General features: G+C 70.7%; 26 protein-coding genes. 12 read left to right on the plus strand and 14 right to left on the minus strand.

The window, feature by feature from the left end; all coding sequences use genetic code 11:
- Positions 1-100 precede the first annotated feature (100 nt).
- A complete protein-coding gene (locus TR33_RS04135; RefSeq protein WP_042281549.1) occupies positions 101-790 on the minus strand; it encodes a GAP family protein in 690 nt (229 codons plus the stop codon).
- Positions 791-852: 62 nt separating this feature from the next.
- On the opposite strand from TR33_RS04135, the gene TR33_RS04140 reads away from it, so the two are divergent.
- Positions 853-1,488 (plus strand): TetR/AcrR family transcriptional regulator, encoded by a 636-nt coding sequence (locus tag TR33_RS04140; RefSeq protein WP_042281551.1) that lies wholly within the window; start codon positions 853-855, stop codon positions 1,486-1,488.
- Positions 1,489-1,572: 84 nt separating this feature from the next.
- On the plus strand, positions 1,573-2,142 hold the full coding sequence (locus tag TR33_RS04145; protein ID WP_042281554.1) for a GNAT family N-acetyltransferase: 570 nt from the start codon (positions 1,573-1,575) through the stop codon (positions 2,140-2,142).
- Between the two features lie 31 nt (positions 2,143-2,173).
- On the opposite strand, the gene TR33_RS04150 is transcribed toward TR33_RS04145, so the two are convergent.
- The 4 genes from TR33_RS04150 to TR33_RS04165 all read right to left on the minus strand — a co-directional run bounded on the left by TR33_RS04150 (position 2,174) and on the right by TR33_RS04165 (position 4,724).
- A complete protein-coding gene (locus TR33_RS04150; RefSeq protein WP_014910430.1) occupies positions 2,174-2,581 on the minus strand; it encodes a MarR family winged helix-turn-helix transcriptional regulator in 408 nt (135 codons plus the stop codon).
- Positions 2,582-2,714: 133 nt separating this feature from the next.
- A complete protein-coding gene (locus TR33_RS04155) occupies positions 2,715-3,149 on the minus strand; it encodes a helix-turn-helix domain-containing protein (protein ID WP_042281557.1) in 435 nt (144 codons plus the stop codon).
- A gap of 80 nt (positions 3,150-3,229) precedes the next feature.
- Positions 3,230-3,700: a hypothetical protein gene (locus TR33_RS04160; RefSeq protein WP_014913111.1), complete on the minus strand. Its 471-nt coding sequence runs from the start codon at positions 3,698-3,700 to the stop codon at positions 3,230-3,232.
- A 16-nt stretch (positions 3,701-3,716) separates the two neighbouring features.
- On the minus strand, positions 3,717-4,724 hold the full coding sequence (locus TR33_RS04165) for a (2Fe-2S)-binding protein (RefSeq protein ID WP_042281561.1): 1,008 nt from the start codon (positions 4,722-4,724) through the stop codon (positions 3,717-3,719).
- A gap of 146 nt (positions 4,725-4,870) precedes the next feature.
- On the opposite strand from TR33_RS04165, the gene TR33_RS04170 reads away from it, so the two are divergent.
- The 4 genes from TR33_RS04170 to TR33_RS04185 all read left to right on the plus strand — a co-directional run bounded on the left by TR33_RS04170 (position 4,871) and on the right by TR33_RS04185 (position 8,553).
- The gene (locus tag TR33_RS04170) at positions 4,871-6,259 is read left to right on the plus strand and encodes a sensor histidine kinase (protein WP_234305747.1); all 1,389 of its coding nucleotides are present in this window, start codon (positions 4,871-4,873) and stop codon (positions 6,257-6,259) included.
- Positions 6,247-6,948 (plus strand): response regulator transcription factor, encoded by a 702-nt coding sequence (locus tag TR33_RS04175; protein WP_026125060.1) that lies wholly within the window; start codon positions 6,247-6,249, stop codon positions 6,946-6,948. Before TR33_RS04170 ends, TR33_RS04175 begins: the two co-directional genes overlap by 13 nt.
- A gap of 130 nt (positions 6,949-7,078) precedes the next feature.
- Positions 7,079-7,975: a DUF4097 family beta strand repeat-containing protein gene (locus tag TR33_RS04180; protein ID WP_042281565.1), complete on the plus strand. Its 897-nt coding sequence runs from the start codon at positions 7,079-7,081 to the stop codon at positions 7,973-7,975.
- Between the two features lie 188 nt (positions 7,976-8,163).
- Positions 8,164-8,553, plus strand: a complete 390-nt coding sequence (locus TR33_RS04185) for a YciI family protein (protein ID WP_014912407.1) — start codon at positions 8,164-8,166, stop codon at positions 8,551-8,553.
- Positions 8,554-8,608: 55 nt separating this feature from the next.
- Here the strand turns inward: TR33_RS04185 and TR33_RS04190 are convergent, their stop codons facing one another.
- Positions 8,609-9,013, minus strand: coding sequence for a hypothetical protein (locus tag TR33_RS04190; RefSeq protein ID WP_014912300.1), 405 nt, complete (start codon positions 9,011-9,013; stop codon positions 8,609-8,611).
- Between the two features lie 109 nt (positions 9,014-9,122).
- Between TR33_RS04190 and TR33_RS04195 the strand changes: the two genes are divergently transcribed.
- Positions 9,123-10,139 (plus strand): Gfo/Idh/MocA family protein, encoded by a 1,017-nt coding sequence (locus TR33_RS04195; protein WP_042281568.1) that lies wholly within the window; start codon positions 9,123-9,125, stop codon positions 10,137-10,139.
- On the opposite strand, the gene TR33_RS04200 is transcribed toward TR33_RS04195, so the two are convergent.
- From TR33_RS04200 to TR33_RS04215, 4 genes are all read right to left on the minus strand, one after another.
- Complete coding sequence (locus TR33_RS04200; RefSeq protein ID WP_017534870.1) at positions 10,117-11,004, minus strand: GNAT family N-acetyltransferase; 888 nt, start codon at positions 11,002-11,004, stop codon at positions 10,117-10,119. The two genes, TR33_RS04195 and TR33_RS04200, sit on opposite strands and share 23 nt — an antisense overlap.
- 84 nt (positions 11,005-11,088) lie before the next feature.
- Complete coding sequence (locus tag TR33_RS04205; RefSeq protein WP_017534869.1) at positions 11,089-11,493, minus strand: DUF2784 domain-containing protein; 405 nt, start codon at positions 11,491-11,493, stop codon at positions 11,089-11,091.
- Between the two features lie 72 nt (positions 11,494-11,565).
- The gene (locus TR33_RS04210) at positions 11,566-12,537 is read right to left on the minus strand and encodes a helix-turn-helix transcriptional regulator (protein ID WP_017534868.1); all 972 of its coding nucleotides are present in this window, start codon (positions 12,535-12,537) and stop codon (positions 11,566-11,568) included.
- A 61-nt stretch (positions 12,538-12,598) separates the two neighbouring features.
- Entirely contained in the window at positions 12,599-13,774 is a 1,176-nt protein-coding gene (locus TR33_RS04215) for an MFS transporter (RefSeq protein WP_042281572.1), read from the minus strand.
- Positions 13,775-13,829: 55 nt separating this feature from the next.
- Between TR33_RS04215 and TR33_RS04220 the strand changes: the two genes are divergently transcribed.
- Complete coding sequence (locus tag TR33_RS04220; protein WP_017534866.1) at positions 13,830-14,396, plus strand: CGNR zinc finger domain-containing protein; 567 nt, start codon at positions 13,830-13,832, stop codon at positions 14,394-14,396.
- Here the strand turns inward: TR33_RS04220 and ddaH are convergent.
- Entirely contained in the window at positions 14,393-15,181 is a 789-nt protein-coding gene (gene ddaH / locus TR33_RS04225) for a dimethylargininase (protein WP_042281575.1), read from the minus strand. The genes TR33_RS04220 and ddaH overlap by 4 nt on opposite strands.
- 142 nt (positions 15,182-15,323) lie before the next feature.
- On the opposite strand from ddaH, the gene TR33_RS04230 reads away from it, so the two are divergent.
- Positions 15,324-16,472, plus strand: a complete 1,149-nt coding sequence (locus tag TR33_RS04230) for an NAD(P)/FAD-dependent oxidoreductase (RefSeq protein ID WP_036568097.1) — start codon at positions 15,324-15,326, stop codon at positions 16,470-16,472.
- Between the two features lie 47 nt (positions 16,473-16,519).
- Positions 16,520-16,801 carry a YiaA/YiaB family inner membrane protein gene (locus TR33_RS04235; RefSeq protein ID WP_014912919.1) on the plus strand — a complete coding sequence of 94 codons (282 nt, stop codon included), beginning with the start codon at positions 16,520-16,522 and terminating at the stop codon, positions 16,799-16,801.
- 51 nt (positions 16,802-16,852) lie between these two features.
- Here TR33_RS04235 and bioB read toward each other — a convergent pair whose 3' ends face one another.
- Both bioB and TR33_RS04245 read right to left on the minus strand, forming a co-directional pair.
- On the minus strand, positions 16,853-17,914 hold the full coding sequence (gene bioB, locus TR33_RS04240; RefSeq protein ID WP_014910239.1) for a biotin synthase BioB: 1,062 nt from the start codon (positions 17,912-17,914) through the stop codon (positions 16,853-16,855).
- Positions 17,915-18,013: 99 nt separating this feature from the next.
- Complete coding sequence (locus TR33_RS04245; protein ID WP_234305748.1) at positions 18,014-18,484, minus strand: hypothetical protein; 471 nt, start codon at positions 18,482-18,484, stop codon at positions 18,014-18,016.
- 187 nt (positions 18,485-18,671) lie between these two features.
- On the opposite strand from TR33_RS04245, the gene TR33_RS04250 reads away from it, so the two are divergent.
- Both TR33_RS04250 and TR33_RS04255 read left to right on the plus strand, forming a co-directional pair.
- On the plus strand, positions 18,672-19,400 hold the full coding sequence (locus TR33_RS04250) for a hypothetical protein (protein ID WP_042281581.1): 729 nt from the start codon (positions 18,672-18,674) through the stop codon (positions 19,398-19,400).
- A gap of 204 nt (positions 19,401-19,604) precedes the next feature.
- Positions 19,605-20,963, plus strand: a complete 1,359-nt coding sequence (locus TR33_RS04255; RefSeq protein WP_234305760.1) for a sugar porter family MFS transporter — start codon at positions 19,605-19,607, stop codon at positions 20,961-20,963.
- Between the two features lie 150 nt (positions 20,964-21,113).
- On the opposite strand, the gene TR33_RS04260 is transcribed toward TR33_RS04255, so the two are convergent.
- Positions 21,114-21,866, minus strand: a complete 753-nt coding sequence (locus TR33_RS04260; RefSeq protein ID WP_042281585.1) for an amidohydrolase family protein — start codon at positions 21,864-21,866, stop codon at positions 21,114-21,116.
- Between the last annotated feature and the right edge of the window lie 130 nt (positions 21,867-21,996).

The raw sequence follows: 21,996 nt of genomic DNA on the forward strand, positions 1-21,996 counted from the left end.
CTCTCCGTCAGGAACGGCCCTCCAGGTAGCGCACGGCCAGCCGCGGGTCGCGCCCGGAAGGACGTGTCGACCCGCGTGCCTTGAGGCGGCCTCTGCAACCTCACAGGGGCAGGGCGTCGACCATCGAGACGACCCCGACCCGCTGGAGGCCGTTGACCAGCAGGATCAGACCGACGATGCCGATCACCCAGGCCATCGCCTCGCGGGAGCCGGAATCGACCTTGTCCCTCAAGCGGTCCAGGCGTGGCCGCAGCCGTTCGCCGAGGACCCGGTGGCCCAGGTAGAGGAGCACGGGCGGCAGCACCATCACGAGGTTGTAGGCGGCCAGCATCGGTGCCCAGGTGTGCGCGGCCAGACCGGCGGTGCCCATGATGCCGATCGCGCCGAGGTAGGGCAGCGCGGTCCCGGCCTCCAGCAGGCCGGTGGCCAGCCCCAGCCCGATCATCGTGGTGGTGCGCAGGGAGGTGGGGCGGCGGCGTTCGGTTCTCTTGGTCGGCATGATCCACGAGTAGGCGAACAGGGCGGCGCCCAGGACGAGCATGGCCCAGCCGGCGACGGGGTGTTCGGTCAGGCCGGCCAGGCGGGGCAGGAGCGCGCCGAGTCCGAGCATGAGGGCGCAGCCCAGGGTGAAGTAGAACAGGGCGATGGTGCCCAGGTAGACGAAGAGCGGGCGGGCCACCGAGCGGGCCCCGCCGAGCAGGACGAAGAGTGAGACGCCCAGGGTGGTGGGGCTCAAGGTGTCCAGCAGCGCCAGTCCGGCGACCGGGATCAAGACGTCCAGGGGAGGCATCGGGACTCCTATTTAGCACGAGTGTGTGAAATAAAATAACACGTCTGTGCTAAAAAAGAGGCATGCCGAAGATCGTCGACCACGAGGAACGCCGCCGCTCCCTCGCCGAGGCCCTGTGGCGGGTGATCGCCGAGTCCGGACCGAGGGCGGTCTCCCTCCGCGGCGTCGCCGCCGAGGCGGGCCTGTCCACCGGCGCCCTGCGCCACTACTTCCAGACCCGCGACGACCTGCTCGCCTTCGCCCTGGACCTGTCCGAGGCCCGCGTGATCGAGCGCATGCGCGAACACTCCGAGACCTTCGACCCCGAAGCGCCCATGGTCGACCGGGTCCTGGGCTTCGCCGAGCAGATGCTGCCCCTGGACGAGACCCGCCGGGCCGAGTACCGCGCCTGGGAGGCCACCGGAGACCCCGACTTCCTCGACCCCCGGCTGGAGGAGCGCTGGCATCAACAGCGTTCGCTCTATCGACGGCTCGTCGCCGCCCTGGCCGACCTGCCGCCCCTGGAGGACCCCACCCGGGTCCAGCCCGACCCCTGGCTGGAGACCTGGTCGGAGTACCTGCACACCTTCGTCGACGGGATCTCCCTCCAACTCATGACCAACCCCGAACAGATCACCCCCGAGGTGGCCCGGAGCCGCCTGCACGCCTTCCTCGTCCACATCGAGTCGCTGCGAGCCCACGACCGGGGCCGGGACTGAGGGCCTCCTCGACCACCATGGGCGCGCGAGTGCCGTGACGGCGGACATACTCTGGGACAGAACGGACACAAGAGGGAGACGCGCGTGACCACCACCCCGAACGCCGAGGAGACGGTGTTCCCGGCCTCCGGCATCGACTTCCGGAACGCGGTCGAAGCCGACGTCCCCGCCCTGGTCGACCTGGTCGACTCCTGCTACCGGGGAAAGAGCTCCGAACAGGGATGGACCACCGAGGCCCACCTCCTGGACGGACAGCGGATGGACGCCGACGGTATGAGCGATCTGCTCTCCCGGAGCAACACCCTCGTCCTGCTGGGGGAGCGGGACGGGGAGATCATCACCTGCTGCGAACTCCAGCGCGGCGTCAACGGGGCCTACTTCGGGATGTTCTCCGTCCGCCCCGACCTCCAGGGCGCGGGGCTGGGACGGATCGTGCTGGCCGAGGCCGAACGGACGGCCGCCCGCGTATGGGGCAGCGGGTTGATGCGGATGAAGGTGCTCAAGCAGCGCACCGAACTGATCGCCTGGTACGAGCGGCGGGGCTACACCTCCACCGGCCGGATCGAGCCCTTCCCCTACGGCGACGAGGCCTTCGGGCTCCCCAAACGCGACGATCTGGCCTTCGTCGAACTCACCCGCGAACTGCCCCGCTGAGCCGGACCGAGGTCGACCGACCGGCCAGGACTCAGCCCCGTTCCAGGTTGGCCGACATCCGCTCCAGCACGTCGACGGTGATCCGGTACTCCTCGTCCGAGATCCCCTCGGTGAGACGCTCGCGCGCCTCACGCACCCGCTCCAGCAGGGCGTCGTGGATCCGATCCCCCTCCGGGGTGGTCTCCAGGGGGTCCCGGCCGCTCACCCAGCCACGACCGCGCAGCGCCTCCACCTCGGGGGCGACCGTGCTCTCGTCCTCGTCCAGGAACGGGCTCAGCCGACGATCCAGCTCCGCGACGGTGCCCGGTTCGTTGCGCAGCGAGTTGAGCACCTGCCACCGGCGCCGCCCCAACGACTCCTCGGCCAGGGTCCGGTCGAGGTCGTTCTCCAACAAGCGGTCCAGGTGCTTGAGCCAGTAGCCGATCGGCAGGTCGGACATGGTGGCCTCCGGTGAACATCGGTGTCCGCAACGGCGTCGACACGACGCTATATCGTCGCGGTCGACCATGACCGCAGGTCGGCGCCGGTGTCGCGGTCCGGCGGGCCGCCTCCGTCGCCCGGGGCCGTGCCGCTCAGAGGTCGTCGTGGACCAGGGAGCGGACGTACTCCATCAGCCGCGCGGTCCCCTCCAGGTCGCCCACCAGGACGATCTTGGCCCGGCCCCGCTCGGGGTCGCGCACCACCTGGGCGTGGACCCGGGAGGCGTTCTCGGAGACACCGATACCGGCCGAGGTCACCAGGGTGCTCAACCGGTCGGCCGTGGCGTCGTCGACGTCGTCGATCTGGAGGACGGTGGAGGCCTCCACGCGCGGCCGCGTGCGGCGCTCCTCCTCATCGCCGTCGGGGGAGCCTCCGGTGAAGTCGACCAGATCCTTGCGGTGGATCCGGTACTGCTTGCCGATCCTGGTCGCCGGGAGCCGCCCCTCGCGCACATAGGCGCGCACGGTCTTGACGTGCAGGCCCAGGAGTTCCGCGACCTGATCCACCGAGTAGTACTGCCTGGTCACGCACGCACCTCCGAGAACATCCCTGATCCTCCCCAACGCTACCCCCGGCGCACCGGGAACCGGCACTCCAGGGAGTGTCCTCAAGGGTGTCGGTCGGTCATGGCGGTGGACGCGCCGCTCCGCTTCGCCCCGAAGGGCCGGGCCAGCCCCAGCCACACGATCAGGTAGCCCCACAGCACCACCGGAACGAGGGTCCAGTCGGTGTAGACCGTCCGTTCCGGTGCGTACAGCACGCCCAGGACGATCCCCGGGGCCAGGGCGATCAGCGCGAGCGTCCACGGGAAGGCCGCCCCCATCAGGCGCAGCAGACGGACCAGCCCCCACAGGGCCAGGGTCGGAAGGAGGAGGGCCGCGGCGGCCAGGAGCCAGGATCCGGCCAGGGCGCCGGTCGTCCCTCCGAAGAGGATCCAGCCCAGCGCGAACATCGCACAGAAGGCGAGTCCGGGGGCCAGGGCCCCCACCGCGGCCGCGCCGACCGGGGGTCCCCAGAGGAGCACGTGGGCGGGCCCGGGGCGGAGGGAGCCTTCGGGGTCATCGCTCATAGAGGTCATGTCCCCGTTCTTCCCATCATGAGGGGATCAAGCCTCGAAACCCGTCTCGGTGCAGAAGGACGCAGTCCCCGCACTTCCCGCCGTTCGGGACCCGGTAGTAGAGACAGCAGGTGGTCCGGCGGAACACCGGACGTCCGTGCCCGTCGGCCTCCGTGTGGCCACCGCCGCCCTTCAGGGAGGGCCCCTCCAACAGCCGGCGCGCGACCGCCTCGACGACCTCGCGACGCTCCGGCCGGGCCTCGGCCAGGGCGCGGGCCGCTCCGGCCAGCGACGAGGAGGTGTTGCCGTTCAGCAGCCGGGGAGAGATCCGACCGACCTCGCGCAGCGCGTGGACGACGCGGGACAGCCCGGCCAGGGCGGTCGCCTCCACCCAGGCGGCGATCGCCTCGGGGGAGCGCTCGGGGAGCGGCCCGGCCTCGTGGTCGATCGTGCGCAGGGTCATGGGTCCGTCGTGGCCGGTCCGCAGGAAGAGGTGGAACGGGTCCATGCGGACCCCGTACAGGATCGCGGCGGCCAGGACGGGGGAGAGCACCCGGGAGGACAGGCTCTGGTGGAACAGGGAGGCGGCCACCCGCCACTCCACGTCCTCGGGGCGCCCTCCGAAACGCGCGGCGATCCTGGCGCGGACCCCCTCCACCTCGGCGGCCAGGCGCGGCCCGGTCGGTTCGCCGCGCATCACCGGCTCCCAGCCCGGTCCGGGAGGCGCGCTCTCCAGGGCGAAGAACGTGTTGATCCGGCCGAGGTCGGCCAGGAGCGAGGCCATCGGCACCGAGCCGGGTTCCCTTCGGTGGGCGCTCAGGAAGTAGTCCAGGTCGGCGCGCGGCGTGAACCCGGCCGCCCGGGCGGCCCGCTCCAACCTCTCCCCGGACAGCGGATACCCCTCCAAGAGGCAGGGGTCGGCCTCCAGGTCCACCGGGTCGACCAGCGCCTCGACCTCCCCGGCGCGGATCGGGCTCCGCTGGTACAGGCCCTCATCGGGCCCGAAGCCCTCGATCTCCCGTCGAACGTCGCAGCCGCAGTCCACGTCTCTCCTTCCGCCGCTCCGCCTCGGCCGAGGCCCGCTCCGCGACCCTACTTCGAGGGCGCGAGGCCGGGTAGTGCCAGCACCACCCGTCACTCTCGTGCTGAGGGCATCGTCGGTGACCGCGCCACGGCCCTAGATTGGAACCCGTGAGCGGCGCGGAGAGATCGGGGGCGGGCACGCGGGCCGGACGATGGCCGCGCGCCTCGGTCGACGTGCCCTTCCTCGAGGAGAGTCGGGGCTACACCTGGCGGGCGCGGCTGGTCGAGGTCCTGCATCTGATGACCTCCCTGGCGTTGGCGCTGTTCTACCTCTTCCCGGCCTGTCTGCTGGTCGCCTCGATCACCTGGGTGGGGGTGGCGCTCTACGCCCCCCTCGGAAGAACGGCAGCGGAGAGCCCGCCGGAGCGGGTGTTGACCGACGTCCTGGTGTTCATGGTCGTGTTCCCGGTGGTCGCCACCCTGCTGGCCAGGCTGGCCTGTTCCGTCCAGCGGGTCCGTCTGGCCAACGTGTTCGGGATCGTGGAGGCCCATACCCCCGACCCGATGGCCCGCTCCAACCGGTGGGCGCGAGGCTGGAACTTCGTCTTCGGCCGTGAGGCCTGGTCGATGGTGGTCCACAGCACCGCCGCCGGCCTGCACGGACTGGTCGTCGGAGGCCTGGTGGTCGTGCTGGTGGTGTGCGGGAGCGCCGCCGCCCTGGGAGCGCTGTTCGGCCTGGTCTACGTTCTGGCCCAGGGGGCCCGGCCCGTGGAACTGGTGGGTCCCCTGGGGTTGATGCTGTTCGGGCCGGTGTTCGTGCTCTTGGGCCTGAAAGCGGCCCCGGCCGTGGTCTCCTTCGAGGTGCTGTTGATGCGCGCCCTGCTGTTCGACGCCCCCGAGGTGCGTATGCGCCGCCGGCTCCTGCACGTCCAGGACAGCCGCCAGCGCATGGTGGACGCGGCCGAGGCCGAACGTCGCCGGATCGAACGCGACCTGCACGACGGAGCCCAGCAACGTCTGCTCGCCCTGACCTTGACCCTCACCCGGGCCCGCTCCCGGATGGACCGCGACCCCGAGGGCGCGCGCGAACTCATCGCCGAGGCCCAGCGCGAGTCCAAGGAGGTCATGACCGAGTTGCGTCAGGTCGCCCGAGGGCTGCACCCCCGGGTCCTGACCGACCACGGTCTGGGGGCCGCCCTGCCGGTGGCGATCGGACGCTCCCCGATCCCGGTCCGGCTGGACATGAGGATGTCCGAGCGGCCGTCGGGGCGCGCGGAGGGGGTGGCCTACTACGTGGTCACCGAGGCGTTGACCAACGTCGCCAAGCACGCCCGGGCCACCGAGGTGCTCGTGGTGGTCGAACGCCGCCGGGGACCGCGCGAGGACCTGCTGCTGGTGACCGTCACCGATGACGGCGTCGGAGGCGCCGACCCCGAACGCGGCACCGGCCTGTACGGGCTGTGGGACCGGGTCGACGCCGTCGACGGGGTGTTGAACGTTCGTGGTCCCGAGGACGGCGGGACCGTCCTGACCGCCGAGATCCCCTGGAGGGCGTGACCGTGACCAGTGCCGACGTCGACCGGAACGGGCCGAGCGTGATCATCGCCGAGGACTCGGTGCTGTTGCGCAGCGGGATGGTCCGGCTCCTGGAGGACGCCGGGGTGGAGGTCCTGGCGTCGGTCGGCGACGCCGAGGCCCTGCTCCGCGCCGTGGCCGAACACCCCCACGTGGACCTGTGCCTGGTGGACATCCGCATGCCGCCCACCTACTCGGAGGAGGGCATCAAGGCCGCCGTGCGGATTCGCGAGACCCACCCCGACGTGGCGGTGCTGCTGCTCTCCCAGCACGTGGTGAGCCGCTACGCCGCCGAACTGTTGGGCGGCGGGGCCTTCAAGGTCGGCTACCTGCTCAAGGACCGGGTCGCCGACATCGAGGAGTTCCTCGACGTGCTGCGGCGGGTGGCCGGCGGCGGCGCCGCGATCGACCCCGAGGTGGTGACCCAACTGCTCAGCCGTCGAAGGGACCAGGCCTTGGAGCGACTCACCCCTCGGGAGACCGAGGTGCTGGAGGTGATGGCCGAGGGGTTGAACAACGCGGGCATCGCCGACCGGCTCACCATCACCGAGCGGGCGGTGGAGAAGCACATCCGCTCCATCTTCCTCAAGCTCGACCTGGGTCAGGACGACCACGACCATCGCAGGGTCCAGGCCGTGCTGCGCTACCTGCGCGGCTCGGCCGAGGACTGAGGAACCGAAGACGAACCGTAGGACCGAGAGGGCCCGGACCCTCCGGAAGGGGAGAGACGTGACTTTCAGGGCACGAGGACTGTACGCCTCGTCCAGCAAGGAGCCGGGCCGGTTCCGGTGGGGGCCGTGGATGCTCCTGGGCGGCGCGCTCGTGGTGGTCCTCGTGGTGGTCACCGCCGTGTCCGTCCTGGCCAACGTGGTGGTCCACCAGACGGACCGGACGGACTCCTATGGTGGCGCGAGCGAACTGAGACTGGACAACAGGACGGGCGGCCGGGTCGAGGTCACCGCGGTGAGCGGTGACGAGATCACCGTGGAACGCTCCCTCAGGGGAGGCCCCCTGACCGACCCGGAGGAGAGCGTCGAAGAGTCCGGCGACAGGCTGGACATCGAAGGGCGCTGCGAGGGATTGCCGTTCCTGTCGGGATGCTCCATCGACTACAAGGTCGGTGTTCCCGAGGACGTCACGGTCGTCCTGTCCACGGTCTCCGGCCCGGTCGTCGCCGAGGCCCTGACCGGTGAGCTGAGGGTGTCCACCACCAGCGGCGCGGTCCAGATCGACGGCCACGCCGGAGACGTGAACGTGGAGACCACCTCCGGCTCCGCCGACCTGTCCGGGATCACCGGTTCGCTCACCGTCCAGAGCGTCAGCGGGTCCATCGAGGCCTCCGGCGAAGGGCCCCTGCTGGACGTGGAGACCACCTCCGGTGAGCTGGAGCTGGAGGACTTCGTCGCCGAGGAGGTACGGGCCTCCTCCGTCAGCGGCGACATCGAGCTGGGCGGCGGTTTCACCACCTTGGAGGCCGAGGCCATCTCGGGAGACGTGGAGGTCGACACCGACACCCCGTTCGCGTCGATGTCGGTGAGCACCGTCAGCGGCGACGTCGAACTCCAGGTCCCCGAGGGCGTCTACGACGTCGTGGGAGAGTCGGTCTCCGGTGATCGGGAGGTGTCCGTGGACACCTCGGCCGACGCCGACGGCCGGATCGAGGTCGACACCACCAGCGGCTCGGTGCGGATCGAATAGTTCCGGGCGTGTTCGGACGAGGGTCTTTCCCGCGATCGTCGGGAGGGGCCCTCCTCCGTTATCCGGCCGGGTCGGAGCGTGTCCATCGCCGCGATATCCCCACCGAACGGTACGGTCGGCCCCGATACGGCCGTCCCGGTTCGACCGCGCGACGGTCGCGGGGATCTCATCGCATCGAGGAGAAGACGATGGCCGAGTACCTGCTGATCAAGCACTATCGGGGCGCTCCCGCGTCGGTGGAGGACGCTCCGATGGACCAATGGACGCCGGAGGAGGTCTCCGCCCACATGCGGTACATGGAGGACTTCGCGGAGCGGCTGAGGGGGACCGGCGAGTTCGTCGACTCCCGGGCGCTCTCACCGGAGGGCACCTTCGTCCGCTACGACGGCGAGGGGCGACCGCCGGTCACCGACGGCCCCTTTCCCGAGGGCAAGGACCTGATCGCCGGCTGGATGATCATCGACGTCGCCTCCTACGAGCGGGCGATCGAACTGGCCGGAGAGCTGTCCGCGGCCCCGGGTCCGGGAGGCCGGCCGATCCACGAGTGGCTCGAACTGCGCCCGGTCCTTCAGGGGTGATCCTCGCCGGTCCACGTGCGGCCCCGACCCGAGCGGCGGGGTCGCCGTCGGCCTCTCATCCGGCCTTCTCTCCCTCGGGGTCCCGTTCGAAGCGCAGGGCCGCCCAGTCCAGGTCGATGGGCTCCTTGGCGGTGGCGCGCCAACCGGCGTCGGTGAGGGTGTCCCACCCCTTGTCCGCGGTCAGGTCGGTGATGATGGTGCCGCCGCGCTGGGGGAAGCACACCCACAGCCGGGTCCGGGGCCCCACCAGCTCCAGCACCCCGGGACCCTCGCGGTCCACGGTGCCCCGGTCGAGGGCGAACAGGTGCACGTCGTCGTAGGAGGCACCTTCGATGACCCCCAGATCGATGTGGATGTCCGCGGGGGCCTCCAACAGCCGCAGGTAGCGTTCGGGGGCGTGCAGCACGAGCAGCCGGTCCCCGGACGCGACCCCCAGCCTCTGGGCGAGTGTGGACGACATTCCTTCTCCGTTCCAACGCCTGTCCGGCCCACCGTACGGTTCCCGGGGGCCGAAACCGAGGATCTTCCCCGTCTGGCCCCCGACATGACCGGGTTTTTAGGATGCCTCCATGACACGAGACAACGATGGACTTCGGTGGGGTGTGGTCGGTACCGGCGGGATCGCGCACGCCTTCATGGAAGGACTGCGGGCGGTCCCCTCGGCCCGGGTCGTCGCCGTGGGCTCACGGGACCGGGAACGGGCCGAGTGGTTCGGTGAGACCTGGGACATCCCCCACCGCCACGGCGACTACCGTGACCTGGCCCTGGACCCGGACGTCGACGTGGTCTACGTGGCCACCCCCCACCCCTGGCACCACCCCAACACCCTGCTGATGCTCGAATCCGGCAAACACGTGCTGGTCGAGAAACCCATGGCGATGAACGCCCTCCAGGTCGCCGAGATGGTGGAGGCCGCGCGGGCCAATGACCGGTTCCTGATGGAGGGGATGTGGACACGTTTCCTGCCCGTGCACCAAGTGGCCCGGGACCTGGTGGCCGAGGGCGCGGTGGGAGAGCCGACCGGAGTCTACGCCGACTTCGGGATCAACCTCCCCTACGACCCCGACCACCGTCTGTTCAACGCCGACCTGGGCGGTGGGGCCCTGCTGGACCTGGGCGTCTACCCACTGTCGTTGGCCTCCTGGTATCTGGGCGAGATGACCGTGGTGGGGGCCACCCGCCACCTGTCACCGGACCACATGGTCGATGTCAGGACCACCATGCTGCTGCGCGGTGAGAACGGGGTGACGGCCACGCTGGACTGCGCCTCGCGCACCTCGCTGCCCGGACGCGCGGTCCTGTCCGGGACCGCCGGGTGGATCGAGATCGAGCGATTCTGGGCCGCCACGGACCTGGTACTGCACCGCGACGGCCACGAACCCGAGAGGTTCCACCGGCCCTTCCGCGCCAACGGCTACGAGTACGAGGCCGAGGAGGTGGCGCGCCGTCTGGCCGCGGGCGAGCGGGAGAGCCCACGGATGTCGTGGTCGGAGAGCCGACGGGTCGCCGAGATCATGGACCGGGTCCGTGACATGGGCGGGCTGGTCTACAGCCCCGGCACCGTCAAGGCCGTCCCCTTGGACTGAGCCCCTCCGGAGAACCGGACGGTCGCGTCGGTGGCCCTTCGTGCGCGGGAGGCGCGAGGGCGGGCCGGCGCGACCGGGGCGACCTGTGGAAGAGCGTGCGGGCCAGGGTGAGGGCGTTCATCCGCGCCACCACCATGACCGCGTCCTTGGGCCCGACCTCTCTGGCGAAGTAGGTGTCGAGTTCGGGGTCGCCGCTGCGTGGGGCGACCCCGTAGATACGTCCCTCGAACATCCGGTAGGCGTTGTGGATGAGCAGGGTGTCGGGGTCCAGCCCCGGGCCGTCGCCGAGCCACTTCGCCGCGTCCCAGGACACACGGGCGATATCGGGGGGTACGTGCTGGTCCCGGCGGGGGAAGACGTGAGCGGCGCCCACCCCCTTGCGCCATCCGGAGTAGACGGCCGGGTTTCTGGTGCGCAGCACCACGTAGGTGCCGCTCCAGGGGTGGGTGAGGATCTCCCTGGTGAGGAAGTGCGTGGTCAGGGCGCTGGAGAGCCCGAACCTACGGTGGGCGGGGACCACGCCCGCCGCGTCCAGGTACAGGGCCCGGCGCGAGGCGAACCGGCGCCGGTGGTAGCCGCCCCATCCCACGGGGATGCCCTGCGGGTCCAGGATCAGGGCCAGACAGGAGATCTGGTCGAAGAAGCCGGAGGCGACGCGGGCCCGCCAGTAGTCGGAGTGGTCGGCCCCGAAGGCCCGGGCCGCCAGCCCGAGCAGGGTGGCCTGGAGTCGGTCGCGACAGGAGGGTTCGAGCGCGGCGGGAGAGTTCCAGCGAGCGATCCGATAGCCGTCGCGGATGGGACGCATGATCGGCGGAACACTGAGTTCGTCCGGTTTCAGGTAGGGAATTCGAGTCTTTTCGGGCACGCGGAAGCCCCGCTTTCGTCACTCTGTGATAACAAGTGATTCCTTAACGTAGCTTCTTTGGCGTGTGGTCGTGCCTGGGTTCGATCATTCGGCGGTTCGGACCCCCACCGGCCGCCGACGCGCGGCCCGGGCCCGGTACAACCGCCACGCGCACAGCGCGTAGGAGGCCGCGATGATACCGGCGATGACGAAACGCGAGGTCATCAGCTGATCCTCCGGGTAGACCACTCCGGTCAGGTGGTGATCGATGAAACCGTTCTCCATCACCTCGCGTCCGGTCGCCTCACGCGAGGCGTTCTCGATCTCGGTGAGGAAACAGGACCAGCCGACGACGAGGATCCCGAGCGCGTAGGCGGCCACTCCCAGGTGCGGCCAGAAGAGTCGGGGGCGGATCAGCGCCAGGAAGCCGCCGAAGACGACATAGGCGAAGAACAGGTAGTGGAGGACCATCGCGGTGTGACCGATGAGGAGGATTCCGAAGTGGCTCATACACGGAAACCTAGGATCCGGGGCGTCTCCCTCTCATCGGTCCTCCTACTCGGTCCTCCTGAGTAGGGGTACTCATGCGCCCGGCTCCCGCCCCCGACCCATACGGGTCAGGTGTTCGCCCAGCGCCACCATCTCCTCGCGCAACTCGATCGGCTCCTCTACCTCGATCTCCATGTCGAGCAGCGCGAGATAGCAGGCCATGGCCCTGAGATCGTCGCCCGCGCACAGCAGGACGCAGGAGTTCTCGTCCACCGCCTCGATGGGACCGTAGTGGGCCGCCGGGCCGCGCGCGGCCTCCTCGGCGCCCACCCCCAGCCGGACCCTGGCCTTGATCGGCCACATGTGCAGACTCAGGCGTTCGGACAGATAGGCGGCGACCCCTTGCTCGGGCGGGTCGCGGGGAGGCACCCGAGGGCCGGTCGGGGTGAGCAGGCGGATCCGGTCCACTCTGAAGGTGCGCCAGTCGTCACGCGCGGTGTCCCAGGCCACCAGGTACCAACGTCGCCCGCGCGAGACCAGACGGTGCGGCTCCACGATCCGCCGACTGAGGGAGCCGTCGTGGCTCTCGTAGTCGAAGCGCAGCCGTTCGCCGTCGCGGCAGGCCCCCGCCACCGACGCCAACGTCTCGGGATCCACCGTGGGCCCCCGGCCCGGCATGGGGACGGTGAAGGCGCCCAGCGCGTCCACCCGTCGGCGCAGACGGGAGGGTAGGACCTGGAGGAGCTTGCCCAGGGCCCGTACGGAGGTCTCCTCGATCCCGGCGACCCCGCCCTGGGCCGCGGTGCGCAACCCCACCGCGACCGCCACCGCCTCGTCGTCGTCCAGGAGCAGCGGGGGCAACTCGGCTCCGGCGCCGAGCCGATATCCGCCGCCGGTCCCCATCAGGGCGTGGATGGGGTACCCCAGCTCACGCAGCCGGTCCACGTCGCGGCGGACGGTCCGCGGACTCACCTCCAGGCGCTCGGCCAGATCGGATCCGGGCCAGTCCCTACGGAGCTGGAGCAGCGAGAGCAGTTGCAGCAGTCGGGCTGAGGTCGACTTCATGTTCCGAGTGTGCCAAGAGTGGCGGCCGGAATCGGTCCTCCACTACGAGGACCTCACGAGATCAACCCCGAGAAACCGATCGGGGCCGCATCAGCAGGTGGGTCAGCGCCGCCGCCCCCTGGAACGCCGCGGCCAGGGCCGAACAGAGCGCGGGGGAGAGGTCGGCCGCGGGTCCGGCCAGGGCGGCGCCGAGCGCGAAGGCGCTCACCTTCACGCTGGCGGCGGTGGTGAACACCTGGGAACGCAGACGTTCGGGGGCCTCCCGACGCCGTACCGCGAGCAGAGCGGCCAGCTGCGGACCCTCCGCCGCGCCCACGAGCGCCACCGCGAGCAGGAGCCAGAGCGCGGAGGGCGCCACCGCCGCCCCCGTCACGCCCACGCACTGGACCAGGACGCACACGAACACCACGGTCTCCGGGCGGGACCGAAGAGGGCGGCGGACGGTCACCAGGTTGGCGGCCAGGGAGCCCACCGCCATCAATGCCAGCAACAGCGCCCCCTGCGCCGCCCCGCCGAGCGTCCGCTCCCCGAGTACGGGGGTGGCGACCACGAAGGCCCCGGTTCCGGCGATCGAGATCGTGGAGACCGCGGTGACCCGCGCCAGGGTCCGGTTCCCCAGCACCGCGCGGACACCGGAGACCAATTCGGCGAGCAGAGGGACGCGTTCGGGAAGGCGCTTACGATCGGGCAGGGCCAACGCCGCGGGCACCGCCAGGGCGACGAGGGCCGCCGCGACCACGGCCGAGGTCAGGGCACCGAACCCCAGCGCGACCGCTCCGGCCAGGGCGGGCCCCACCAGGGAGGCGGCGCCGAAGGTCATCGCGTCCCAGGTGCTCACCCCGGTCGCCCTCGAAGCGGAGACCACCCGGGGCAGTTGGGCGGTCCACCCTCCGGACAGCGCCGGACTCGGCAGCCCCACGATCAGGGCCAAGGCCACCACCGGTGCCACGTGCAGGCGCCCCACAGGCAGGGCGACGGCCACCAGACCCAGCGCGTACAGCACCAGCAGGATCGCGAGCAGCCGTCCCGGACGCCGGGACCGGTCCAGGGCCACACCGACCAGAGGGCCGCCGATCGCGGCGGTGGCGGTCACCCCCGCCAACAGGGCCGAACCCGTGGCCGCGCTTCCGGTGACCGCGACCCCCAGCAGCAGGAGGGCCGGCCCCGAGGCCTCGTCCCCCGTACGCGCGGCCGTCGCTCCGCACAGATAGCGCACCGTCGCATAACGCTCGCTCATCCACGGAAAACTACAAAGTAACGAGAAAGAACTCCATGGGCGTTACATTGGAGTCATGGCACCCGGAGAACCCTTCGTCGAGCCGACCCCGGTGGGTTCCACCAGGGCCTTGGCCGAACGCACCACCGACCTGCTCAACGCGCTCGCCGACCGGACCACGGACGCGACGACGATCACCACGATCCTGACCAGGCACGGAGAGATCGACCCCGAGCTGGACGAGGAGGACGTCGCGGCCCTGCGCGAGGTCGCCGTCGAACTGCGCCACGTACTGGCCGCCGACACCCTGGAGAGGACGGCCACCCGACTCAACACCCTGCTCGCGCGCGAGGCCCGCCCACCACGCCTGGCCGACCACGGCGGAAGCCACCCGTGGCACCTGCACGCCGACAGCGACGACGAGGCGCCCTGGGACGAATGGTTCGCGGCCTCCACCGGCCTGTTCCTGGCCTCGCTCGTCTCCCAGCGGCAACGTCTGCCCGGCGGGGTGTGCGCGGCGCGCGACTGCGAACGGGTCTTCGTCGACACCGCCCACGGCAGCGGACGACGCTACTGCTCTCGTCGCTGCGCCACCCGCACCCGGGTCGCCGCCCACCGTCGAGCCCGAGGCCGCACCTCCTAGCCCAGCGAGGCCTCGGGGATCAGGACGCTCAGGCAGGTCACGCATCCTTCGAGCTTCTCGAACTCGGAGATGTCCACCGGCAGCACCCGCAGATGCTCGGCGGTCAGCAGATGCACGGTCTCCGTGGCGGCGGCACTGACCAGCACGTCGCGCCCGCCCAAGGGGACGACGTGGGCGCCGGGCTCCTCCGCGACCGGGCGGATCGGCGGCAGGTCGGCCGGCTCCACCGCCTCCGGCAGACCGATCAACGAACCGTCCGGCAGCGCGGTGACCGCCGACTTCAGGTGCAGAACCCGCCCCAGACGGACCCGACGCACCTCGCGACCCAAGGGCGCCAGCAGCCGTTCGAGCTGGTCGGCGCCCTCCTCGTCGGTCCTGCCGTCCACACCCACGTAGACGGTGTTCCCGACCTGGAGGACGTCGCCCCCGTCCAGGTTCCCGGGCTTCTCGATCCGGGCCACCCTCAACCCGAGGGAACGGGCGGCCCGCTCGGCGCCCTCGACCTCACCACGCCGCTCCCGGGCCCCCGGCCTGGTGACCACGGCCAGGTTCTCGCACACCACCAGGGTGTCCTCCACGAACACCGCGTCGGGGTGCTCGGGGGCCGGATCCACCTCCACCACCCGCCACCCCGCCGAGGCCAGCGTCTCCTGATAGATCGTGTACTGACGTGCGGCGAGCACCGGATCCACCACGGAGCGGGAGAGATGGGTGACGATGCCCTCGGACAGTCGGTGCCCCGGCGGCCGGGTCAGGGCGATCCCACGATAGGTGTAGCCGTCCAATGCGTTCTCCTGCTGTGTTAGGGGAAGGGAGCCGGACTCCGCGATGGGGCCGCAGCCTATCCGCGTCCTTTCCCGGGATCGGTGATCGGCACGCGGGGTGGGCGACTTGTCCCGGGACGTTCTCCCAGGCAGGCTGGACCCCATGGACGTGATCGTGGTCGGCGGCGGCATCGTGGGAACCAGCGCGGCGTTCCACCTGGCGGGCAAGGGCGTGTCCACCGCGTTGGTGGACGCCGCCCACGCGGGCCAGGCCACCGCGGCGGGGACCGGCATCGTCTTCCCCTGGCCCTTCCCCTGGGACGACCCGCGGGAGCAGGAGTTCAAACTGCGCGCCGCCGAGCACTATCCGCGTCTCATGGCCGAACTGGCCGAGGACGGGCATCCGGCCGGCTACGAGGTCGTCGGCGGGCTGTCGGTCGACCGCGAGGGGGACGACTCCGGGTTCGACCTGCTCGACACGTTGTCGCGCCGCCCGGAGTTCTCCACCATGGGACGCGTGGAACGCCTCGCCCCGGGCGAGCCGCGCGCCCACTTCCCACTGATCCCCGAGGAGTACGGCGGCGTATACATCGAGGGCATGGCCCGGGTGAACGGCCGTACCGCCCGATCCGCGCTGTTCGACGCGGCCGAGGAACGCGGACTGCGCTACTTCAAGGGCGACGCGCGCCTGCTGTGGAACGGACACCGGGTGACCGGCGTCCGCGTGGGCACCGAGGACCTGGAGGCCGACACGGTGATCGTCGCGGCCGGCGCCTGGTCCACCGAACTCCTCGCGGTGACCGGCGTCGACCTGGGCGTACATCCGATCCGCGGCCAGATGACGCACTTCTCCCTCCCCGGCCGGGACACCCGATCCTGGCCGGTGGTGCGGTTCGGCGAACGCGACTACTACGTGAGCGCCGCCGCGCCGGATCGCGTGGTCACCGGAGGCACCGTGGAACCCGAGGCGGGCTTCGACCGCAGGGTGACCGCCTCGGGGCTGCTGGAGAACCTGTCCACCGCCCTGGAGGTCCTGCCCGAACTGAGCGAGGCCACCGTGGTCGAGACCAGGGTCGGTTTTCGCCCCGGAACCCACGACGGACGCCTCTCCCTCGGGCCGATCGAACGGCTGCCCGGGGTCGTGGTCGCCACCGGCGCGGGCTCCCAGGGGCTGACCTTCGGCCCCTTCCAAGGGCTGGTCGCGGCCCGGCTGGCGATGGGGCAGGACCCGGGCGTCGACCTGTCCGCCTTCGTCCCCGACCGCGCGCAGAGCCCCACCTGGGGCCGTCCGGGAGGAACCCGGCAGGGTTGAGTAGGCGTACTCAGGCTCGGAACGGCGCGAAGGCCCAGGATGGGGGTATGAGCACCCCCACTCCTCTTCCCAGGTCCACCGCCCAGTTCTACCTCCAGGCGATCATCGCCTTCGCGGTCTCCTCCATCGGCGTCACCGTCGGCATCTTCTACCTGCCCGTCGACCCCTGGGTCCGCGCCTTCCTCGGGATGAGCGTCCTGTTCGTCATCACCTCCACGTTCACCCTGGCCAAGTGCGTCCGCGACCGTCAGGAGGATCTGATCGCGGCCGAGCAGGCCCAGTACCACCAGCAGATGCCGATCTGGCAGGGCGACCCCGTCCGCTCCTGAGACGCCCGGGGCGGCACCGGATCCCTTCCGGTGCCGCCCCGAGAACGGTGTTCAGACGTTGGGCGGAAGGTCGGTGCCCGCGCCCCGTCGCCGTGCGCGCGGCGGGGCGTGCCCCGTGTGGGAGGCCGCCTTCTCACCGGCACCGCGGACCTGGAGCCCCGCGTCGGCGATCATCGCCAGATCGTCCCGACCGGCCTGCCCCTCGCTGGTGAGGTAGTCGCCCAGGAAGATCGAATCGGCGATGTGCAGCCCCAAGGGTTGCGACGAGCGCAGATGCATCTCCCGACCGCCCGCCAGCCGCACCTCCACGTCGGGGAAGACGAAGCGGGTCGCGGCCAGGATCCGCAGACAGCGCGGGGGCGTCAACTCCCAGGTGCCCTCCAGGGGCGTGCCCTCGAAGGGCATGAGGAAGTTGACCGGCACCGAGTCCGGCTCCAGCTCCCGTAGGGCGAACAGGGCGTCGATCAGGTCCTCGTCGCTCTCGCCCATCCCCACGATCAGCCCCGAACAGGGGGAGAGGCCGGCGTGGGTCGCGCTCCGTACCGTCGCCACCCGATCCGCGAAGTCGTGGGTGGAGCAGATGTCGGAGTAGCGTTCCTCGGAGGTGTTGAGGTTGTGGTTGTAGGCGTCCACGCCCGCCTCGCGCAGCCGGTCGGCCTGCCCCTCGGAGAGCAGCCCCAGACAGGCGCACACCTCGACGTCGGGGTGGTCCCGTTTGATGCCCTCCACCGTCGGGGCCAGACGGTCCACGTCGCGGTCGGTGGGGCCGCGGCCACTGGCCACCAGACACACGCGGGCCGCACCCGCGGCGACCCCGTGGGAGGCCAGCTCACGGGTCCGGTCGGGGTCGAGCCAGGTGTACTTGACGATCCCGGCCCGGGATCCCAGGCGCTGGGAGCAGTAGGAGCAGTCCTCCGGGCACAGGCCGCTCTTGACGTTGACGAGGTAGTTGAGCTTGACGAGCCGTCCGAAGTGGTGATGGCGGACCCTGGACGCCGCCGCGACCAGCTCCATCAGCTCGTCGTCGGAACCCTTCAGGACCCGGAGGAGCTCGTCACGGGTGGGCGGCAGGCGTCGTAGGGCCTTCTCTGCGAGGGAATCGAATGTCGTCACGCCCTCGATCCTGGACGCGACACGGGTGCCCTGACAGCCACCGAACCCGCCAGGTTTCGGGCCGAGTTCTTGTGCGGTCGAGACCATCGACGTACGGGATCAGATCCGGCTCCACACGGCGGGATAGGCCGGAAGGGGACGGCGGAACTCCGTCAGGGCACCGTACCACAGGGGGAGGGCGCACACCGCCCCGGCCGCGATCGACCAGGCCGGACTCCAGGGCACGAACACGCCGAGAAGGAGCACGACCGGGAAGAGGACCGTGAAGGTCCAGCGGGGCAGCGTGTGGCGGGGACGGCTCATGAACGGGGCCACGGTCGCGACGGTCCGGCGCTTCCACACCGGCCCCAGGAGTACCAGGGTCGCCACGAAGAAGGGGAGGGCGAGAGGAAAACCCTCGCCCTGAAGCCACTCCGCGCCCACCAGGAACACCGACAGAGCCGCCGAGACACCGGACACCAACCCCGCCCCCGCACAGAAACGCAGGTAGGAGCGGCGCAACAGCCGGGCCTGCTCCCGGTGCTCACGCCAGGCCCACTCACCCAAGGGCGTGCCGATCAAAGAGGTCATGCGCGTCCACGACGCCACGGCCTCGTCGAGAAGGGAGGGTCGAACAGGGGGTGCGGACACATCGACTCCGTTCCAGGAGGCGGGGCGAGGGGTCGACCCCGTCACGAAGCACCTTATACACAGACGTTCCCGCCCACCGCTGTGTAGCATCGAGGCCCCGCACCCGAACGAACCCCCGGGACCTCACATGTGCGACACCGCCCTCGCCCGCGCCGAAGTCCTCGCGAGCGTCCTCTACTCCGACCACGACCACGACGAGAGCGTGAAGCTCGCCCGAACGCTGGAGCGGGAACACGGCGAGGATCCATGGTCCCACTACGTCCTGGGCATGGCCCTGGGCATCCGATACGTCGCCGAGGGCGACCGCGCCGACCTCGACGGCGGCCTGGAACACCTGCGCGAGGCGATCCGTCTGGGCGGGAGCGAGGACCCCGACGCCGCCACGTTCCGACAGCAACTCGCCGGGGCGCTGGGCGTGCGGTGGTCCCGCGCCCTCATGGAGGACCCGGACACCGACCCCGCCGAGCTGGCGGAGGCCCTGGACGTGGCCCGTGAAGGGCTGGCGATGACCGACGCCCACAGCCCCCACCTGCCGGACCGGCTGACCCAGGTGGCCGAGCTGCTCGCCCAGGGGGCGGCCGGCCCCGAGGGGCTCACCGAAGCGGTCGAGCTCATCGAATACGCGCTCGAGGAAGCCCACCCGGACGACCCGCGGCTGTCGAGGTTCCAGCACTCCCACGCCCGGATCCTGTCGCTCGCCGCGGCCCGTCCCGGAGCGGACCCCGCCCTGGCCGAGGCCGCCGAGACCTCCGCGCTCAAGGCGGGCGACCTCGCCCCCGCCTACGATCCGGCCCAGGCCGGGATCGCCGCGACGATCCGGAGCGCCCGGATGTTCCGGATCCGAAGCGCCGGCTGAACACCGCCCCGCCACTGTGCCCCGAGGCGAATATCGGAGAGTGTTCGACCACTCCAGCGTTGCGTCCCCCGTTCGCCGCCGCCGTTGGGCACCGTGGTGCCGACAGGGCCTCGGGTGCGCCCTGGAAAGGAGCTCTCGTTGAGAGAAACCGGTAGGAGCGGGGCGGGACACCACGACGGTGGCGCCGACCTCGCCCACGTGACCATGATCGCCGCGGCCGCCGCGATGGGCGGCTTCCTGTTCGGCTACGACAGCGCCGTCATCAACGGCGCCGTCGACGCCATCCAGGCCCACTTCCAGGTGGGGGCGGGCGTCCTCGGCTTCACCGTCGCCTCGGCGCTGTTGGGCTGTGTGGTGGGCGCCGCCACCGCCGGTAACATCGCCGACCGTCTGGGGCGTATCCGCGTCATGCAGATCGCCGGCGTGCTGTTCGCGGTCAGCGCGATCGGCTCGGCGCTGCCCTTCAGCGTCTGGGACCTGACCTTCTGGCGGATCCTGGGCGGGGTGGCCATCGGTATGGCCTCCGTGATCGCCCCCACCTACATCGCCGAGGTCTCCCCGGCCGCCTATCGAGGGCGTCTGGCCTCCCTGCAACAGCTCGCCATCGTGCTGGGGATCGCCGCCTCACAGCTGGTCAACTACGCCATCGCCGCGGGGGCCGGCGGAAGCGCGCGCGACACGATCGGCCCGCTCCAGGCCTGGCAGTGGATGCTCGGCGTGGAGATGCTGCCCGCCCTGGTCTACCTGGCGTTGAGCCTGGTCATACCGGAATCGCCCCGATATCTGGTGCGATTGGGCCGGGTCGACCAGGCACGGCGGATCCTGGAGGACGTCGAGGGCGGTGGCGAGGCCAGGGTCGACCGTCGGATCAACGAGATCCGTGAGGCCCTGGGATCGGAGGTCCGCCCCCGACTGCGCGACCTGACCGGACGCTACGGTCTACTGCCCATCGTGTGGATCGGTATGGCCGTCTCGGCCTTCCAACAGTTGGTGGGCATCAACGTCATCTTCTACTACTCCAGCTCCCTGTGGCAGTCGGTGGGGGTGGCCGAGGGCGACTCCCTGCTGTTGAGCCTGTTCACCTCGGTGGTCAACATCATCGGTACCGTCATCGCGATCATGCTGGTGGACCGGGTGGGACGAAAGCCCCTGCTGCTGGTGGGATCGGCCGGGATGACGGTGGCGTTGGCGATCGCCGCCTTCGCGTTCTCGCACGCCCAGGTCCAAGGTGACACGGTCACGCTCCCCTTCGCCTGGGGTGCGGTGGCGCTGGTGTCCGCGAGCTCCTTCGTGCTGTTCTTCGCCCTGTCCTGGGGTGTGGTGGTGTGGGTGCTGCTGGGGGAGATGTTCCCGCTGCGCATCCGCGCGGCCGCCATGGGAGTGGCCACCGCGACCCAGTGGCTGACCAACTGGCTCATCACGGTCAGCTTCCCGAGCCTGCGGGACTGGAGCCTGCCCGGCGCCTACATGATGTACTCGGGCTTCGCGCTGCTGTCCTTCCTCTTCGTGCTCAAGTTCGTCCGTGAGACGAAGGGCAAAACGCTGGAGGAGATGACCGGCTGAGACCGGTCCAAGAGTGATCGCCGCCCTTCGAGGATCCCGTTCCGGGCCCTTCGAAGGGCGGTGTCTCACGTTCGGCCGCCCCCGAAGGCCCCACTCGCCACGGGTGAGCTCACTCGGAGAGAGGAACGGTCCGCGCCGGAGCGCCGCTGGTCAAAGGCGGTAGAAGGCCGCGGCGTTGTCGTGGAGCACCGCGTCCAGGTGCTCGCCGGCGGCCTCGGCCACCAGCTCCAGGTCCGTGTCGGCGAAGGGGCGCCGCGCCCGCGTGGAGGGAAGGTCGGTGCCGACCATCAGCGCGGTCGGATCGACCTCGAGCACGGCCCGCATCGTCTCGAAAGGGTCCAGGTCGACGCGCCCGAAGCCGGTGGCCTTGACCCGCGTCCCCCGTTCGACCAGCCGTAGCAGGGTGGGCAGCCCCTCGGCGTGCAGCCCCAGGTGGTCCACGCTCACGGACGGCAGGGCCGCCACGGTCGAGGCGATCTCGTCCAGGTCGCGGGCGTCGACGTAGAGTTCGGTGTGCATACCGGCCACCTCGTGGACCCGGCGGGCCAAGGCGTCCAGGTGTTCCAGCCCCGCGGAGCCGCCTCGTCGCAGGTTGAACCGGACGGCGCGCACCCCCCGTTCGGCGAGTTCGACGACGCGCGTGTCGGGGGTGTCGTACGGGATCTGTGTGACGCCGACGAAACCGGGCCCCAGCTCCTTCAGGGCGTGGAGCAGGTAGTCCTGATCGAAGCCCTGGAAGGAACCGGAGACCACCGCCCCTCCCACCACCCCGAGAGCGTCCACACGCCGGCGGTACCGCTCGACGGTGAACTCCTCGGGCATGTAGCCCTCGTTGGGGATCAAGGGGAAACGAGGGTCGATGATGTGCAGATGGGCGTCGAAGAACGGTCGGGGAGTGCTCACGGCGGGTCGCCTCTCGGGAAGTCGACGTCGGGCCCCGGACTCTACCGAGCCCTCGACGTCACGCCCCGGAAGGCACCATCCCGCCCGGTGAACGCCCTCTCCGGACGGAGGCACGGATCCTCCGCGCCGG

The sequence above is a fragment of the Nocardiopsis alba genome (genome assembly GCF_000710955.1).
Taxonomy (GTDB): domain Bacteria; phylum Actinomycetota; class Actinomycetes; order Streptosporangiales; family Streptosporangiaceae; genus Nocardiopsis; species Nocardiopsis alba.

Excerpts from the sequence above, each read along its gene's own strand:
- TR33_RS04150 (WP_014910430.1), bottom strand. The coding sequence starts at position 2,581 with ATGTCCGACCTGCCGATCGGCTACTGGCTCAAGCACCTGGACCGCTTG.
- TR33_RS04135 (WP_042281549.1), bottom strand. The coding sequence starts at position 790 with ATGCCTCCCCTGGACGTCTTGATCCCGGTCGCCGGACTGGCGCTGCTG.
- TR33_RS04220 (WP_017534866.1), top strand. The coding sequence starts at position 13,830 with ATGGCACCCGGAGAACCCTTCGTCGAGCCGACCCCGGTGGGTTCCACC.
- TR33_RS04205 (WP_017534869.1), bottom strand. The coding sequence starts at position 11,493 with ATGAGCCACTTCGGAATCCTCCTCATCGGTCACACCGCGATGGTCCTC.
- TR33_RS04180 (WP_042281565.1), top strand. The coding sequence starts at position 7,079 with ATGCTCCTGGGCGGCGCGCTCGTGGTGGTCCTCGTGGTGGTCACCGCC.
- TR33_RS04140 (WP_042281551.1), top strand. The coding sequence starts at position 853 with ATGCCGAAGATCGTCGACCACGAGGAACGCCGCCGCTCCCTCGCCGAG.
- TR33_RS04210 (WP_017534868.1), bottom strand. The coding sequence starts at position 12,537 with ATGAAGTCGACCTCAGCCCGACTGCTGCAACTGCTCTCGCTGCTCCAG.
- TR33_RS04245 (WP_234305748.1), bottom strand. The coding sequence starts at position 18,484 with ATGACCTCTTTGATCGGCACGCCCTTGGGTGAGTGGGCCTGGCGTGAG.
- TR33_RS04190 (WP_014912300.1), bottom strand. The coding sequence starts at position 9,013 with ATGTCGTCCACACTCGCCCAGAGGCTGGGGGTCGCGTCCGGGGACCGG.
- TR33_RS04235 (WP_014912919.1), top strand. The coding sequence starts at position 16,520 with ATGAGCACCCCCACTCCTCTTCCCAGGTCCACCGCCCAGTTCTACCTC.
- TR33_RS04230 (WP_036568097.1), top strand. The coding sequence starts at position 15,324 with ATGGACGTGATCGTGGTCGGCGGCGGCATCGTGGGAACCAGCGCGGCG.
- TR33_RS04160 (WP_014913111.1), bottom strand. The coding sequence starts at position 3,700 with ATGACCTCTATGAGCGATGACCCCGAAGGCTCCCTCCGCCCCGGGCCC.
- TR33_RS04215 (WP_042281572.1), bottom strand. The coding sequence starts at position 13,774 with ATGAGCGAGCGTTATGCGACGGTGCGCTATCTGTGCGGAGCGACGGCC.
- TR33_RS04195 (WP_042281568.1), top strand. The coding sequence starts at position 9,123 with ATGACACGAGACAACGATGGACTTCGGTGGGGTGTGGTCGGTACCGGC.
- TR33_RS04255 (WP_234305760.1), top strand. The coding sequence starts at position 19,605 with ATGATCGCCGCGGCCGCCGCGATGGGCGGCTTCCTGTTCGGCTACGAC.
- TR33_RS04185 (WP_014912407.1), top strand. The coding sequence starts at position 8,164 with ATGGCCGAGTACCTGCTGATCAAGCACTATCGGGGCGCTCCCGCGTCG.
- TR33_RS04250 (WP_042281581.1), top strand. The coding sequence starts at position 18,672 with ATGTGCGACACCGCCCTCGCCCGCGCCGAAGTCCTCGCGAGCGTCCTC.